The organism is Sphingobacterium sp. UBA7038, assembly GCF_002494055.1.
Lineage (GTDB): Bacteria > Bacteroidota > Bacteroidia > Sphingobacteriales > Sphingobacteriaceae > Sphingobacterium > Sphingobacterium multivorum.
The window spans coordinates 60,652-76,462 of record NZ_DLAV01000039.1 but is presented as its reverse complement, the minus strand read 5'-3'; the positions used below and the strand labels follow the sequence as shown (position 1 = coordinate 76,462).

Genomic DNA, 15,811 nt, shown 5'->3' with positions numbered 1-15,811 from the left:
GAATTTAATTCCTGTAATTCATTTCAAATTCATAATTACCGCAAATCATTAGCTTAGCACTCCTGCAGCGATTTCAACAACATCAATTTTCATCGATACAACTGTCATCAACCTCGTTTTCTGAAAGCAACCTTTTCCGCTAATTTTTCAATAATAAGCGCCGAAAAATCCTCTTTTACAATTTCTTCCGTCTGGCATAATGCTCCCGGACTAAATACATTGATTTCCATAATACGATCTCCTACCACATCCAAACCAACGAAATACATTCCGTCTTGAACTAATTTATTCCGGATCTTATCGACCATAAGCAATAACTCCGGTGAAATAATAGCTGCTTGGGTCTTTGCACCTTGATGCACATTGCTCCGAATCTCATCCCCTTGTTGCACGCGATGAACAGCAGCATATTTTCCATTGATCGAAATAGGCTCTCCATTTAGTAAAAAGAATCTTATATCACCGCGGGCAGCTTCCGGAAGATATTCCTGGCCAATTACATACCCATCTCGGGCAATAGCTTCTACCGTTTGCTTGAGGTTTTGCTGATTATCCTTATTGATTAAAAACACGTTTTTACCGCCGGACCCCTTCAAGGGTTTCAAAATAATAAGCTTATTCTGTTGTTCAAAAAATTCAATGACATCGGCATAGTTTCGGGTTACAATTGTTTTAGGTCGAATAGATTCATCAAATCCCTCGAGATACAACTTATTACTGGCCCGACTAAGGCTATCGGGATCATTGATAACCAATACACCTTTTTCTTTTAGGAGAGCGGCAAATTGTAGGGCTGAAGCGGCAGCCCAAGGTCGGCTAACCATATCGAGGACTGGATCAAATCGTAGCCAGACCACATCCATTTCTTCCAACATCATCTTCGTTTTTTCTGTTGCGCGCAATACTTCCATGAGGCTATTGGTTGAGGTAAGCATCTGATCAGGGAGTACTTTTCGCACATGGGCGGCAATATGGGCCGATTCATAGTAGAAATCGGCCAAGCCAATATAATAAATTTCATGTCCCATTTGATGGGCTTTCAATGCCAAAACAGTCGTCGTGAAACGAGCAGTTTCTTTATGGGTTTGGTTGATCACGAATGCTATCTTCATATAAAATATCTGATTATTGAATCATTTGAAATATTCCATTACTTTTTTTGAGCTGTAATAAGGCATCCTTGTATGGATCCATTAGATACCTTGGTGTCAGGAGCGGAGCCTTCAAGACGCCCTTTAACATGAGTTCTTCAACGATTGGTATATAATCTTCGCGGATTTTGCCCATCGTCAACAGGGATAGATCTCGCCCACTCTTGATATAATTAGTCAATTCGATTAAACCACTCAAGTATAATGCATCTTTGGTAAGCCCACCACTTCGATAGACCCGCATCGCCATTTGAAAAGCTGTTTCGGTCAAAAATTGGTACTTGTCTACCAATACTGAAAATGTATCAATAAATGAACTGCCCTGCTGCATATGATGGACAGCGATAACTCTGCCTGCCAGAATACGTAGTCTATTATTTGTCAGGCCCCCCACCAAATATTCAGCAAGTACAGCGAGGCCTTCCTGAAGTTTTTCATAACCGGGAACCCCTAATCTAAAGAGACTGAACGGCTGTTGCTTCCCATTATAGTAAGTAACAATATGTGTACCGACCTCATGTTGGATCAATGCCTTTACCCTATTCCTAGGCAAACTATACTGCTTACTTATATTGAGTACCCCTTGATTTACCATCACACCATAGATATCATCCCGTAGCCTCACTGTGGTACCAAAGCTTGGATCTTGATTTTTGAGATAATCCAATTCTTCCTGGGCGAGCTTAGCAAACTCTTCGGCATAGACAATATCCTCTTCTTTCGTTCTCACTTCTCGATCCGTTGTCGTAATGGTCAAAATTGCCTGAGCCTTTTCCAGCAATTTTTCATTGACAGTACCAAAAACCTGCATACTGCCCAACAAAAATCCTTCTTTTCCCCGCTCGCTCAACATGGTCATCATCTGATCAAGCTCCTTGCGTTTATCACGAAACAAATAAGCAATGGAAGGATCAAATAAATCTTCGATATGCAAGTTATAGAGGTTTCTCTTGATAATATCTGGATCAATAGGCATGGGCCTATATCGAAAAACAGGAGTTTTTCGGTAATTCCCTTTTTTAAATTGCTGCCAGGCATCGTAAGAATTTGTCGGTGTAACCAATAATAAAAAATCAAATCGTTGACTTTCCCGTGCTAATTTCTGATCAATCTCCCAAGCTAAAGGAAGCATCTTTTTAGGCTGGCTTATTTTAAATGCCGTAGGTTTAGATAAGGTGTGTATACGTATGAATTCAAAGAATGTTTTCGACAGACTCCTGGATATGGCTTCACGGAAATGACGCAGATCGATCGGTAAAATTTGCTGATCTACGCCTAAAAGGTATTTCGGTTTTATCTCTAGCCCCATGTAAAATATATTGGTGTTCAGATTATCCAACTGTACACTCGAAGGGGATAAACTTTGCGTTGCATTTGTTTTGGAATCTGTCAGTATCTCCACTTTGGAAATCGATTCTTCTGTTGTCAGTTGCTTACCTAGATACTGAGCGATAGCCTGTACATTTTTCCGCGCAATATGAATTTGGATATCTTCCTCCTGTGATGAATCTGCTGCCCAAGCTTCAATAATCAAACAAGCACCAAACTCTTCGACAAGTTGATTAAGGATTGGAGCGATCCATTCAGAAACATTCATCTGCGGATCTCTTACCCTAAAATAAGCTGGTTCTGATTTAACCAACTCTGCCAGCATAGGATCTTGACTAAAAAACTGTCTGTATAAAAACAGATAAGGAACAACTTGATTAAATACCAGTTTGTTTTTTGGCGGAATCTGTACGTGGAAAACCTCCTTATTTTTGATCATTTTTAAAATGCCAGCAAGTTGTTTCGCATTATCTTTCATAGGCAAAATAATTTTCCAGTGTTCCAATGCTGTGCAAGAGAAGTTGTTTATACTCCTGAAGCTTTTGCGGATATACTTCCCCAGTCCATTCGTCCATAAAGTCTTTCCGAAATTCGATAGAAAAAATACAGCCTTTATCACCAAACTTAGCATTCAAATACGCAGAAAGGAATCCGCCCTTAAACTTGACATTCTCACGTACGTCGTAAACTTGTCCATCTTTTCCAGTCTGTAGTGCTTCCAAAACCTGATCAGTCAGCGTTCGCCATTTTTTGTGATTATGTTGTGTCCCAATATTGATCTGCGGGTCGGCTGCATTGTTCAAACCGGTTTCAGCCCCACCGCGACGCATATTATAACTATGAATATCATACACGATAAAATAGCCATAACGATCAATCGTGCGCTGAATCGCTTGGTTTATTTCCTCATATATACCATCATAGGCTGCATACAGCCGATCTTTTAGTTCATTGGGTAGATCTGTTCGCCATACCCGCATCCCCCAAGATTGCTCGGGTGTAAGATAAATAGCATCTTCTCGTTTTCGATTAAGATCCAGTTGAAACCTGGAAGTTCCAGATACAAATCGATTACAGGGTAATTCGGCCAAAATAGCCGTATAAGGATCCTCCTCGCGTAATCGTTCCTCGTCTGAAATATTTATGTAGGGCATCAAATGCGCATCGACCTGATGGCCGTCATGAATGGCAAAAGCCCAAAATGGGCTATCGTAATTTTCAAATTGATAGCGATATGTTAAAGACATGTACCTTTTTTTAACCAGTTTACGACAAATAGACAGCATTGATTGCTGACCTTTTTGTTTAGATAAACGCTTATGAGCAACAAAAGGTTTGAAAATTAACTGGATTGTCTTGAGAATTAGGGGCTCCCTTCTTATCCGAAAAGAGGCTGTTAAAAATCGTTAAACAGCTAACGGTTTCAGTACATTGGCATCCTTCTTGAATATTATTTTGTAGTTTCATAAATTTAGGTTAATAATTTAGTTAGTTTATAAAAAACCTGTTAGTCCCCGCTAACAGGTTTTTTATTTACCCTAAAAAGAAAACAAAATAAATAGTAGTATATTTTATTGGAAATCAATAGCAAATAGTCAAAAAATGTTAAAAAGTAAAAAAAACTCCAATCAGTTGAAACATTTCTTGAACTTACTACGTTATATAGGTACTTTTCATAAATTTAGGTTAATAATTGGTTAGGAAAACTCCTGTTGCTCCCCGCTTCGGGAGTTTTTGTTTATCAGCACTTTAAGGAAAATAAAAAACAAAAAATTTCATCAAGAGGACCAATATTTGAAAACTACAGGATGAAATTTGTTTTTAGTCTACCCCCGTTTTGATCTTTCAACAAAACTTCAAAAAAAACAAATTTCAGACAGAAATTTTAATAACAAAAAAATGACAATATGTTCATGCTAAGAAAATAAGTTTTGGCATAGGTATTGCACTGTTTTAAGCATTCATAAATTTAGGTTAATAATTGGTTAGTTAAAACACTTGAAGTTCCCCGCTTCAAGTGTTTTTTTTATAGCGTTATAGCAAAAGCAAATTAGAATTTAGCCTCTTATAATTCGTTAATGGTTTCCACCAACTGTTTCAATGCAATTTCATATGCTCGCGATGATATATGTGTCTTTTTGGAGGAAACGGTCCTAATTTTCTTTAATGCTTCAAAAATCACACTGGAAACATCCGAAAAAATTGCGTCGTCACTAATTTCGATATTAGGTTGCATTAAATAAGCAAATACTCTCGCCATACCACAATTGGCAATAAAGTCAGGTATGACCGCAACATGCTGATCTGCGAACTCCATAACAGGCCCATAAAATATTTCTTGATCTGCAAATGGCACATTGGCACCTGAAGCGATCACCTCAAGCCCATGACTTATCATGTGTTGGATCTGATCTTTTGACACTAAGCGGGAGGCCGCAGCAGGCACAAAAATATCCGTTTCCAGGCTCCATATTTCTTTTTGTATCTGATCAAAGGGAATCAGATCCGGAGAACAAAGCTCATTGCCTTTGCGCTCTAAAAACAAACGGGTAATATCTTCCTCTCCAAATCCTTCCGGATTGATCAGTCCGCCGACTCGATCAATTATACCAACTATTTTTACACCAAGTTTAGACAGATAAAATGCCGCTGCGGCAGCAACATTACCCCAACCTTGAATTACCGCTCGCTTTCCAAAGCAATTTTCGCCAAAAAGTTCATAATAATGACGAATTGACTCTGACACGCCATATCCCGTGATCATATCTGCCACTTTGTACTTGCGCTTCAGATCCGGGCTGTAGGAGCTATCTTCCAATACTTTGGAAACCCCATAACGCAATTGTCCAATTTGATGAATACGATTGCTTTCATTCACCTTAAAGTGACCATTCAAAATGCCTTCTTGCGGATGCCATAGTCCATATTCTTCCGTCAACGGTATTACATCATGAATTTCATCAATATTCAAATCTCCACCTGTCCCATAATAGTTTTTCAATAGCGGTGTGACAACCTTAAACCAACGTTCTAAGACTTCATTTTTCCTTGGGTCAAGTGGGTCGAAATCAATTCCAGATTTCGCGCCTCCTATTGCAGGGCCCGATACCGTAAATTTGACCTCCATTGTTTTTGCCAAAGATTCTACCTCATGCCTATCCAATCCAGCCCGCATTCGGGTCCCCCCGCCAGCTGCACCTCCACGTAAGGAATTGATAACAATCCATCCCCTGGCATCAGTTTCACTATCTTTCCATTCGAAAACAATTTCCGGACTTTTGTGCTCAAAAGCCCGCAATAATTCCTTCATCCCTTCCATACTCCTATAAGTTCCCTCGGCGTTCCTGTTCACGTTCTATTGCTTCAAAAAGAGCCTTAAAATTTCCTGCTCCAAAACTTTGTGCCCCCTTACGTTGGATGATTTCATAAAATAAAGTTGGTCGATCCTCTACCGGTTTTGTAAAAATTTGCAGCAAATAACCTTCTTCATCACGATCAACTAGAATACCCAGTTCTTGGATGATCCGTATCTCTTCATCAATTTTTCCAACTCGTTCGGGCAACATATCGTAATATGCTTCGGGAGGAGCACCCAAAAATTCTACCCCCCTTGCTTTAAGTTCCCGCACGGTGGCCACAATATCTTTGGTTGCTAGAGCCGCATGCTGAACACCTTCACCCTCATAAAATTCAAGGTATTCTTCTATCTGCGATTTTTTCTTTCCTTCGGCAGGCTCATTAATTGGAAACTTAACAAAACCATTTCCATTGCTCATCACTTTACTCATCAAAGCCGAATATTCTGTATTAATTTGCTTATCATCAAAAGATAAAATATTGACAAACCCCATCACATCCTGATACCATTTTACGGTTTCATTCATCTTATTCCAACCAACATTACCTACACAATGATCAACATAAAGCAGTCCAGTCTCCGTTGGATTGTAATCGCTTTCCCATTTTTCATATCCCGGCATAAATGGACCAGAATAATTGCGGCGTTCAACAAACATGTGAACGGTTTCGCCATAGGTATAAATGCCTGCTGTCCAAACTTCTCCATTTTCATCCTTCAGAAGTTGTGGTTCCTGATAGACTTTCGCTCCTCTATTTGTTGTTTCTTCAAATGATTTTCGTGCATCATCGACCCAAAGAGCCAATATTTTGACACCATCACCATGTTTTTTAACATGCGCTGTTATAGGATGGTCAGATTTCAATGCCGTGGTAAGCACTAAACGTATTTTATTTTGTTTTAACACGTAGGATACACGGTCTCGAACACCTGTCTCCGGTCCGGCATACGCATCCGACTGGAATCCAAAAGCTGTTTTGTAATAATGTGCGGCCTGTTTGGCATTGCCAACATAAAATTCAATATAATCTGTGCCATTAATCGGTAGAAAATCTTGCGCTTGGGCAATTTTTTCTGCAAATGTATTTGCCATAATTTATATAAAGGTTATTCGTTTATTTTCCTAACTCATCCAAGATTTATAATAATCTGGATCTTCTATATCGAGTGCTTCTTGGGTCAACATCAGTGGTCGAAAAGGATCGATCATCACGGCCAACTCCTCGGTTTTCACTTGCCCAATGCTTTTTTCCACCGTCCCTGGATGAGGTCCATGTGGTATACCACCTGGATGTAACGTTATCTGTCCCCTTTCCACAGATTTTCGACTCATAAAATCGCCATCCACATAATATAGGACTTCATCTGAATCTACATTACTATGGTTATATGGTGCTGGAATCGAATGCGGATGGTAATCATACATACGAGGGCAAAAACTGCATAATACAAAATTGTCTGTTTCAAAGGTCTGGTGAACGGGTGGTGGCTGATGCAATTTGCCTGTTATCGGCATGAAATCATGAATCGAAAATGCCCATGGAAAATGATAGCCATCCCAACCAACAAAATCAAATGGATGGCTCCCATAAACATACGGATAAATCATACCCTGCTTCTTGATCTTCACTTCAAAGTCACCCAGTTCATCAAAAGTTTCCAAATTTTGAGGTACCCGAATGTCCCGCTCAAAAAAGGGCGCATGTTCCATCAATTGACCAAATTCATTGCGATAACGTTTGGGCGTACGTACAGGAGAAAATGATTCAACAATAAACAGCCGATTATCTTCCTGTTCAAATTCCATTTGATAAATCGTTCCTCGGGGGATTACCAAATAATCTCCATACTTGAAGGAGATACTCCCATATCCAGTCCTGAGTTTTCCCATCCCCTGATGGATGAAGACAATCTCATCTGCCTGGCTATTTTTATAAAAATAGTCATCCATCGACCGACGGGGAGCTGCTAAGGATATATGTAAGTCCTGATTAACCAACACAGGGGTCCTGCTTTCGAGGTAGTCATCTTTTGCCTGTACCTGAAATCCCTTTAGACTGGTATGTTTAAGATGTTTGTCGCGGGCAATCCGGGGAGACACATCATAAGGCTCGCTGATTTGTTTAACGAGTGTGGGTGGATGACAATGGTACACTAAGGAATAAAGACTGGAAAAACCATGTGTGGATACTAATTCCTCGGCATAAAGCGTGTTATCGGGCTTTCTAAAAACAGTATGTCGCTGCATTGGAATTTGCCCTTGTTTAACATAAAATGGCATAATTCTACGATTTAAACGGTTATAAAATTAAATGAATATCCAAATTGCCAATAGAACTATCGACAAGTAGTAAGAGAGAAGATTAGTATTGTGCAAAAACGATATCAGCTATGATTGCTTTATTAAAAGCAACATAGGGCATGGAGGACGCAAAGCGATGTACACCACGATTGATCATTTTTTATAGTTTATAATGCTTTAATAAAGGTAAGAATATTTTTCTGTTTTCAAGAGAAGAAATATTTTTTTCAAATCTTATACAATATATTTGTGTCGAATGCTAACAACATTGAATAACCAAATAGAACACTTCATATATGAGAATTGTCACTAGCACTAAAAATGGTCAACAAGAATTGGGCATTGTTATAGACGACCGCTTTTATAGTTGCTCAGCCATCGATCAAAACCTTCCCACAACGATGTCGGACTTCCTCAAAGGTGGCGAAGATACCATGAATCAGCTACAAATCCTTGAAACAGCTTTGCGCCGCGGCGCTATAAACAGGCCCTATCATCTACTAGATGACATCCAACTCATCGCACCCGTGCCGCAGCCAGCATCTTTTCGTGATGCTTACGCATTTCGACAGCATGTCGCAACCTCGAGAAGAAACCGCGGGCTGGATATGATCCCTGAATTTGATGAATTTCCTGTTTTCTATTTCTCCAACCATCAGTCCATACAAGGACCTGGCCCCGTTCGATGCATGCCCCTGCATTTAAATCAACTGGATTTTGAACTAGAAATTGCAATAGTCATCAATAAACCGGGAATAAATATTCCCGCTGCGCAGGCGGATGAGTATATTGCAGGCTATATGATCATGAATGATTTTAGTGCCAGAAAACTTCAAATGGATGAAATGAAATTGAGTTTGGGCCCTGCCAAGGGCAAAGATTTTGCAACAGCAATTGGACCTTACTTGGTGACAAAGGATGAATTGGAACCTTATAAGGTTCAACCTGCAGCAGGACATATTGGCGACTGTTATTCGCTCAATATGACTTGTAAAGTAAACGGCACGCAAGTCTCAGCGGGCAATTTTGCGAGCATGCACTGGACTTTTGCAGAAATTATTGAGCGGGTTTCCTATGGTGTACAACTTTACCCCGGTGATATAATCGGCTCTGGAACAGTCGGAACAGGTTGCTTTCTTGAGCTCAATGGTACCGCACGCATAGCGGATCCTAATCATAAAGACCAGTGGCTCAACCTTGGCGATGAGATTGAACTCGAAATCACGGCGCTCGGAAAACTTTCCAATTCTATTGTATTATACCATTCATAAATATACGGATATGACCTCTTCCTTTGAAACCATCACCTTTGAATCTGTTAAAGACAAAGCGATTATAGATAATTTAATTAAATACGCTGTTGCACCGCGGCCAATTTGTTTTGCAAGCACGATCGATAGCAATGGAAACATAAATTTAAGCCCCTTCAGCTATTTCAACCTGATGTCCCATCAGCCGCCCATCTGTGTTTTCTCTCCATTGCGAAGGATGCGTGATGGTAGTACCAAACATACATTGGATAATATCCAGGAGGTTAATGAAGTTGTCATCAATATCGTGAACTACGCTATGGTCCAGCAACAATCCCTTGCCAGCACCGAATATGCCAAGGAAATAAATGAATTTGATAAGTCGGGTTTTACGCCTATCCCCTCTATTCAGGTGGCACCACCGCGTGTAGCCGAATCGCCAGTCCAGCTGGAATGCCAGGTCAGAGAGGTTGTCGCATTAAGCAATGAGCCAGGAGCTGGCAATCTCGTTATCGCCGAGATCCTCTATATGCATGTTCATAAACACTTATTGGGCGAGAACAATACCATTCAACAAAAAGATTTGGATTTGGTAGCAAGGCTCGGTGGTGATTGGTATTGTCGTGTAACCGACGAGAACTTATTTATTGTCCCGAAGCCCCTCCGTAGCTTGGGAATTGGCATAGATCAACTTCCAGAAAAAATTAGATTTTCGAATGTACTAACTGGAAATCACCTGGGCTTGCTGGCTAATGTTGAAACACAACCAACAATAAAAGACCCACAGCAAGAAGATAAATACTTCAACTATCTGAAGCTAAATTTCGAAGATAGCCCATCAAAATTCACGCAAAAAGTTCATGAATACGCTGCCCAACTATTAGATGCGGGCAAACTTCATGAAGCGTGGCAAATTTTATTAAGGGGCTAGTATAATTAAGTTCCAGAAAATAGTACGTTCAAACTCTTAGACCGTCCTATTTTCTAGAACTCAATGCTAAAGGCCAATTAGTTTTCCTATTGCTCAGCTGATATTTTAGTGATTATTTAAAGCCTCCTCTTTAGCAACACGCAGTCCATCGCGAATCAGTTTTTTCAAATTTGGATATAGGGTAATAAATTCCAAGAGCCTCTGTTCGGCCTGAGTAGATAATTGCTCTTCATCATTAGCCCAGGCAATTTCAAATAATTCAACCAAACCTAACCAATGATCTGCATTTTCCGGCCCCAATTGACTGAAAATTTCCAGCCAGATCTTTTGATTAAATCCGTTGTCCCGCAAATTCCGTATCGCAGCATGACACTTCACTAGTTTAACATCTTCCGTTTCGGTAGGTACTGAAGATAGAGCCTGATCCAAATGCTCCTCAACCAAATCATAGGCATCTTTATCTGCAGCGCCCGCAAATACAGATACAATTTCTGCTCCGACAGCCATATCGTATGTTCCCCATTCAGGTTTAAAATACACCTCTTCCCCATTGCTACGGTATACCTCACATCCGGTAAATGAAATCAAAACAATCTTACCCAAATGACGTACAACTCCTTGAACAATTCCTGATACAATAATCCCAGAAGCAAAGTTTAACGAACACTGCCGCCCTTCCGCTATACCATATTGAATCAATGTTGTTTCATCAAAATCGGCTAAGTTACGATCGGCACCTAGCAAGTGTCCCACCGGAGAGCCAAACCCTTCACTATGATAATTTATACCATGGCCTTCAAGTTGTTTACCCGCTACAGCCAAAGCTGTAGGTCCTTGTGTTTGAATATAAGAGAGATTTTTATCCGCGTTGGCCAACTTAAAAACGCCCGACACCTGCAAACCGGAACTATATTCCACAGTGCAAACAGCTTTACAGTCTATTGCCTTGTCAAGGCTCTGTTTGCCCCCTACGCGAAAAGCCATGGTATCAGCAAATTTATCCAATACGAGCTTTAGGTGTTCAAAATCCGGTGTAACAAATAGCTGTGGTTGTGGTTTGGTAATATCATAAGGATATTCGATTGCATTTAAACCATACGCCAACTTAGGCACATCTTTCTGCATGCAGCTTGCGCTTTCTCCAATGGAAGACAGTAAACCAGCTCCATAAATTTTGGGGTTATGAAGATCTCCAATAAGTCCGTATTCCACAGTCCACCAATGCAACCTGCTCAACAATGCCATCTCCGAAGGCTCGCCCATATTATCTTGAATGATCTGCAAATTTTTCTCTGCTTCCGCCAACTCAGCCGCCGTTGTTGTAGCGTGTTCTTTTAAAATAGATAGGTGACGAATAGCTTCGTAGAGTTCAAAATCTTTGCCCGAAGAAAGTGCTTTCGTGCCAACCTCCCCAAAATACTGCAAGTAGGTCGCATAATCTGGCTCACCGATTATAGGTGCATGTCCCGAAGATTCGTGGATAATGTCTGGTGCCGGTGTATATTCGATATGTTCCAATTGACGTATGTCTGCAGCAATAACAAGTACGCGATGTGCCTGAAATTCCATAAAAGCAGCCGGCGGAATAAATCCATCCACTGTCACTGCCCCCCAGCCAATTAATTTTAGACTATCGTTCATGTCCTGTAGGTTCGGGATGGTCGCAATGGATAATCCCGCTTTCTTCAATCCAGGAATATAGGGGTAATAGGCTACATCTTTTAAAAAAGAATAATTCTGACGCATGACATAACGCCACAATGCTTGATCCAGCGCGGTGTAACGTTCATATCGTTGGGCTACTACATAGCGTTTCAAATGTTTGGGCAACCGCTCCAAAACAATATTATTATATGTTTCCATCTATAATTGGTATGAAAATAAAGTATGAGACTCCTATATGAAGGTAGAAATTATTTATGGTTTAAGAAAGAATCTTTACGTTAATTTACGGCTTTTAGCAAAATATTACAAAAGTATACCCTCACAAACCTTACTAAATAACTTTAAAATAAGTTCTTTTTCCTAATTTAATTTTAAAACACACATTCAAGTCAACCATTAGCTCCGCATTCAGCTGTTTTATCGTATCAATCTGCACCGCACCGCCCATAATCAATCTTCGCATAGCTGACTTTGTTCCCCCCTTTAGGAAATGACATAGATCGACCAGCTTAACTTGTTCACCAAACTGGTCGCGCAATAGTTGACCCGATACCTCCTCAAAGACCTTTTCTTCCAATTTCTTGCGCTGAAATTGCCTGACAAAATAATCAACAGCACTGGTCGCAAACTCGTCGCCATGGTATTGAGCAACTAGATTCTGTGCAATAAGTTTCTTAATTTCCATTGGATTTTCCCCCATTTCAATACGGGTTTTCATGCTAAGTTTGGTTTCCTGATTGAAATCAGTAGTCAAGTCAATATATTCCGGAATTAAATGATCAGGAATAGACATGGTTTTACCAAACATTTCATTCGGTTCATCCAAAAGACCAATCGTGTTGTTTAATGATTTACTCATTTTTTCTTTTCCATCCAGCCCGCGCAATAACGGCATACACAGCACGATTTGCGGATCCTGTCCAAATGATTCCTGCAGCTGCCGGCCCATCGCGCAATTGAATAGCTGGTCCGTTCCCCCCATTTCGATATCGCTATTGACATGTACGGAGTCAAAGCCCTGCAATATCGGGTAAAGCAATTCATGCATGGCTATTGATTGGTTTTCGTTAAAACGCTTATTAAAATCATGTCGTTGCATCAACTGTGCAACAGTGACTTTCGATACCAGCTGGATAACAGCTGCAAAATTTAATTGATCCAACCAGTCTCCATTAAAAACAATTTTCGCTTTTGAAACATCAATAATTTTAGACAGTTGTGCAATGTAGGTTGCCGCATTGTGAGCGATCGCATCCTGGCGCAAAGGCTTACGGGCTTTATTTTTTCCTGTAGGATCGCCGATACGGGCTGTAAAACTACCAACGAGGATCACGATTTCGTGCCCCAGTTCCTGAAACTGCCGTAGTTTCTTTAACACAACAGCGTGCCCTAAATGAAGATCCGGAGCTGTTGGATCAAAACCAAGTTTTATAATCAGTGGTCGGTTCTTTTCTTCAGCCTCCTTCAACTTCGATGCAAGTCCCTCCTTCGGTAAAATAATCTCGATATTTTCTGCTAACTCTTTTAACATGGTGTGATATAAAATAAAAAAAGCCCGAACGTTATGTTCGGGCTTAGCTATAAATAATAATTGAATTTCTTAATTTAATAGGCATAGGGGTCCCGAACGATTATCGGGCGATAATAATTAAAGAAAAATGGAAGACGTAATATGTTGTTCATTTTCTTCATTGCTTGACAAAGGTAGCGCTATATTTTTTAAATTCAAAAATATTCGCATCCACACTTGCTTCGATATGCATTTTTAAATTATCCACCCGTATTTTTATCCATCAATTTTCCCGCTCCATTATAAACATACTTTTCTGTATTCCCTTTATCCTTTTTCTCCACGACCTTTTGCACTAACAATGAATTCTTAAAATACTCATGGTAAAAGCAGTTATTAACGCTATATTTCCGCTCAACAAGATTATTATTCTGATATAGATCCGTGTAATCAATTTTAGCTTTCCGATAGGTATGTTTTAGTAATTGACCATTGGCATCAAATGACTTTGATTCCTGTACCTGACCACCACAATTCAATTTGGCACTGTACATCAACGTATTGTCTAATCGATAGTCGGCTCTGGTATGGTCAAAATCATTTTCAACCGTGTAATAATTATCAAAAAAGACTTTTGTCACTTTTTTACCCCTATTGGCAGCTCGGTAGAATACCGTCTTTTCCTGACTGATTTTCCCATTCTTAAAATTACGCTGCACACTTGAACTATCCGTTATCATATATTGAAAGTCTGGCAAGGCAGCAGATCTCACATTCATTTGCTCCAGCACACCATGCCGTACGATAACATCACCGGTACGCCCATCTTTTTCAATTTTAAAATCACCGTCGACAATGCCATCCTGATTAATGGTAATAAATGCATTGGAAAGTCCCATAAATTGATTCTTCTGCAGAATATATTTACCCTGTTTCAATTTCGTCTCCTTACCTTTTTCTAGTATCCGGATGGTATCCTTTGGATATTCCGACAAATGCAATTGATAACGATCTTTGTCCAAGCGAACATACTCTTGCGCAACTCCCAACTGAACAGCTAAACACAAGCATAATAATAGGATAAAACGTGATTTCGACATAATGTAATAAAATTGTTGCAATCATAGTAATACAATTATTACACCAAAAATTAAAGTACAGTTGATTTTCCAAACAATTCCCCAATACGATAGATGCTGTAGTACCCTCATATTGCAGAACAGACAAGCTTAATCGTGAAATGAAAAAAGGGGAGTTATTTATCAATAACTCCCCTTTTTTCAAAACCAATTCGTACTGGTAACCATCGTATGAATAACATTCGAGAACTAAACAGACTCTAAATATTGTGCATAACAATACCCTTCTTCATTATCTTTGGTTCTGACCAACCACCATTGATCATTAGCCTTACTAATCAATGTGATGATTTCTCCTTTAGCAGCTTTTCCCACGATAGGCTGGTCTGTACCGGGACCTTTTCGAATGTTCAAATTGCTATTTTCTGTTATAACTTTCACCTGGCTTCCGGGCACTTCTGTAGCCACATCTACATTTAAGACCACATCTCCGGTTTGGAAATTAGGATCTATATTACCGTAGATTTCCCAGAGCTTATTTTTCACATCTGCTGTTGGTGCGGTACCACGAATTTGCAATACGCCATCCATTTCGGCATAGTTCAAGTCATTTACACCTGAAGATTGTGCCGTATCTAAAAGAACCTTATATTTTTCCTGCAATGACATAATTTCACTAGTTTATTTTTTGACAACAATACCACTTAAATCCACTTTTTTGGGATTTAAGTTATCCAAACCTTGTTTTAAAGTAATTATCTTAGCTTGCTCCAAAGTACCTGTAACTGCGATCACACCGTCCTTTACACTGGCCTGTACTGTAGGAAAATCCTTCATAAACGTATTCACTGCTGCGCCAAGTACCGCATCATTATTGGATACCTCAATAGGAGCTGGCGTTGAAGACACTGGTGCGCTAACGATAATATTGTTTTGAATAGACTTGACGTCTTTATCACCTGCTGTTTTAGCAATCGATTCCACTTGTTGCTTTTCTTCTTCGGAAGCAACTGTACCACTTAAGATAACTTTCCCTTTTTCAACTTCAACGTCGACTGTTTTACGCCCCGTGAGTGCATTTTCGATCTTTTCTTCCAACTTATCATCAGACAAACCTGATTTGCAGGCCGTGAAGGAAAGTACAACCGTAGTTGCCAATAGACAAAATGTTAATTTGCTCAATTTCATAAGACCAATTTTAATTTATTAATTCCAACAATAATCCTAACAAACTCC

General features: G+C 39.8%; 13 protein-coding genes. 2 read left to right on the top strand and 11 right to left on the bottom strand.

Features of this window, described 5'->3' with window-relative positions; genetic code table 11:
* Positions 1 to 107: 107 nt before the first annotated feature.
* The 6 genes from B3H30_RS21985 to B3H30_RS21960 form a co-directional block, all read right to left on the bottom strand.
* Positions 108 to 1,112 carry a glutathione synthetase gene (locus B3H30_RS21985; RefSeq protein WP_075991800.1) on the bottom strand — a complete coding sequence of 335 codons (1,005 nt, stop codon included), beginning with the start codon at positions 1,110 to 1,112 and terminating at the stop codon, positions 108 to 110.
* A gap of 13 nt (positions 1,113 to 1,125) precedes the next feature.
* On the bottom strand, positions 1,126 to 2,958 hold the full coding sequence (locus B3H30_RS21980; RefSeq protein WP_070569297.1) for a flavohemoglobin expression-modulating QEGLA motif protein: 1,833 nt from the start codon (positions 2,956 to 2,958) through the stop codon (positions 1,126 to 1,128).
* Complete coding sequence (locus B3H30_RS21975; protein ID WP_286710307.1) at positions 2,948 to 3,727, bottom strand: N-formylglutamate amidohydrolase; 780 nt, start codon at positions 3,725 to 3,727, stop codon at positions 2,948 to 2,950. Before B3H30_RS21975 ends, B3H30_RS21980 begins: the two co-directional genes overlap by 11 nt.
* Before the next feature lie 818 nt (positions 3,728 to 4,545).
* Positions 4,546 to 5,832: a Glu/Leu/Phe/Val dehydrogenase dimerization domain-containing protein gene (locus B3H30_RS21970; RefSeq protein ID WP_236560153.1), complete on the bottom strand. Its 1,287-nt coding sequence runs from the start codon at positions 5,830 to 5,832 to the stop codon at positions 4,546 to 4,548.
* Positions 5,804 to 6,931 carry a 4-hydroxyphenylpyruvate dioxygenase gene (hppD, locus tag B3H30_RS21965; RefSeq protein WP_070569291.1) on the bottom strand — a complete coding sequence of 376 codons (1,128 nt, stop codon included), beginning with the start codon at positions 6,929 to 6,931 and terminating at the stop codon, positions 5,804 to 5,806. Before hppD ends, B3H30_RS21970 begins: the two co-directional genes overlap by 29 nt.
* 30 nt (positions 6,932 to 6,961) lie before the next feature.
* Complete coding sequence (locus B3H30_RS21960; protein WP_070569289.1) at positions 6,962 to 8,119, bottom strand: homogentisate 1,2-dioxygenase; 1,158 nt, start codon at positions 8,117 to 8,119, stop codon at positions 6,962 to 6,964.
* Positions 8,120 to 8,436: 317 nt separating this feature from the next.
* Between B3H30_RS21960 and B3H30_RS21955 the strand changes: the two genes are divergently transcribed.
* Together B3H30_RS21955 and B3H30_RS21950 are read left to right on the top strand one after the other, a co-directional pair.
* Positions 8,437 to 9,411 (top strand): fumarylacetoacetate hydrolase family protein, encoded by a 975-nt coding sequence (locus tag B3H30_RS21955; protein WP_286710306.1) that lies wholly within the window; start codon positions 8,437 to 8,439, stop codon positions 9,409 to 9,411.
* A gap of 10 nt (positions 9,412 to 9,421) precedes the next feature.
* A complete protein-coding gene (locus B3H30_RS21950; protein ID WP_070569284.1) occupies positions 9,422 to 10,321 on the top strand; it encodes a flavin reductase family protein in 900 nt (299 codons plus the stop codon).
* Positions 10,322 to 10,426: 105 nt separating this feature from the next.
* Here B3H30_RS21950 and B3H30_RS21945 read toward each other — a convergent pair whose 3' ends face one another.
* The 5 genes from B3H30_RS21945 to B3H30_RS21925 form a co-directional block, all read right to left on the bottom strand.
* The gene (locus tag B3H30_RS21945; RefSeq protein ID WP_070569281.1) at positions 10,427 to 12,184 is read right to left on the bottom strand and encodes an aromatic amino acid hydroxylase; all 1,758 of its coding nucleotides are present in this window, start codon (positions 12,182 to 12,184) and stop codon (positions 10,427 to 10,429) included.
* Positions 12,185 to 12,317: 133 nt separating this feature from the next.
* The gene (gene tyrS, locus B3H30_RS21940) at positions 12,318 to 13,517 is read right to left on the bottom strand and encodes a tyrosine--tRNA ligase (RefSeq protein ID WP_070569280.1); all 1,200 of its coding nucleotides are present in this window, start codon (positions 13,515 to 13,517) and stop codon (positions 12,318 to 12,320) included.
* 239 nt (positions 13,518 to 13,756) lie between these two features.
* Positions 13,757 to 14,596 carry a hypothetical protein gene (locus tag B3H30_RS21935; protein WP_070569277.1) on the bottom strand — a complete coding sequence of 280 codons (840 nt, stop codon included), beginning with the start codon at positions 14,594 to 14,596 and terminating at the stop codon, positions 13,757 to 13,759.
* 228 nt (positions 14,597 to 14,824) lie between these two features.
* Positions 14,825 to 15,244 (bottom strand): SH3 domain-containing protein, encoded by a 420-nt coding sequence (locus B3H30_RS21930; RefSeq protein WP_046675658.1) that lies wholly within the window; start codon positions 15,242 to 15,244, stop codon positions 14,825 to 14,827.
* Positions 15,245 to 15,256: 12 nt separating this feature from the next.
* A complete protein-coding gene (locus B3H30_RS21925) occupies positions 15,257 to 15,763 on the bottom strand; it encodes a BON domain-containing protein (protein WP_070569274.1) in 507 nt (168 codons plus the stop codon).
* Positions 15,764 to 15,811: the final 48 nt, after the last annotated feature.

Bases quoted from the DNA above. Each gene is read 5' to 3' on its own strand.
- B3H30_RS21925 (WP_070569274.1), bottom strand. From the start codon at position 15,763: ATGAAATTGAGCAAATTAACATTTTGTCTATTGGCAACTACGGTTGTA.
- tyrS (WP_070569280.1), bottom strand. From the start codon at position 13,517: ATGTTAAAAGAGTTAGCAGAAAATATCGAGATTATTTTACCGAAGGAG.
- B3H30_RS21930 (WP_046675658.1), bottom strand. From the start codon at position 15,244: ATGTCATTGCAGGAAAAATATAAGGTTCTTTTAGATACGGCACAATCT.
- B3H30_RS21975 (WP_286710307.1), bottom strand. From the start codon at position 3,727: ATGTCTTTAACATATCGCTATCAATTTGAAAATTACGATAGCCCATTT.
- B3H30_RS21935 (WP_070569277.1), bottom strand. From the start codon at position 14,596: ATGTCGAAATCACGTTTTATCCTATTATTATGCTTGTGTTTAGCTGTT.
- B3H30_RS21955 (WP_286710306.1), top strand. From the start codon at position 8,437: ATGAGAATTGTCACTAGCACTAAAAATGGTCAACAAGAATTGGGCATT.
- B3H30_RS21950 (WP_070569284.1), top strand. From the start codon at position 9,422: ATGACCTCTTCCTTTGAAACCATCACCTTTGAATCTGTTAAAGACAAA.
- B3H30_RS21980 (WP_070569297.1), bottom strand. From the start codon at position 2,958: ATGAAAGATAATGCGAAACAACTTGCTGGCATTTTAAAAATGATCAAA.
- B3H30_RS21985 (WP_075991800.1), bottom strand. From the start codon at position 1,112: ATGAAGATAGCATTCGTGATCAACCAAACCCATAAAGAAACTGCTCGT.
- B3H30_RS21945 (WP_070569281.1), bottom strand. From the start codon at position 12,184: ATGGAAACATATAATAATATTGTTTTGGAGCGGTTGCCCAAACATTTG.
- hppD (WP_070569291.1), bottom strand. From the start codon at position 6,931: ATGGCAAATACATTTGCAGAAAAAATTGCCCAAGCGCAAGATTTTCTA.
- B3H30_RS21960 (WP_070569289.1), bottom strand. From the start codon at position 8,119: ATGCCATTTTATGTTAAACAAGGGCAAATTCCAATGCAGCGACATACT.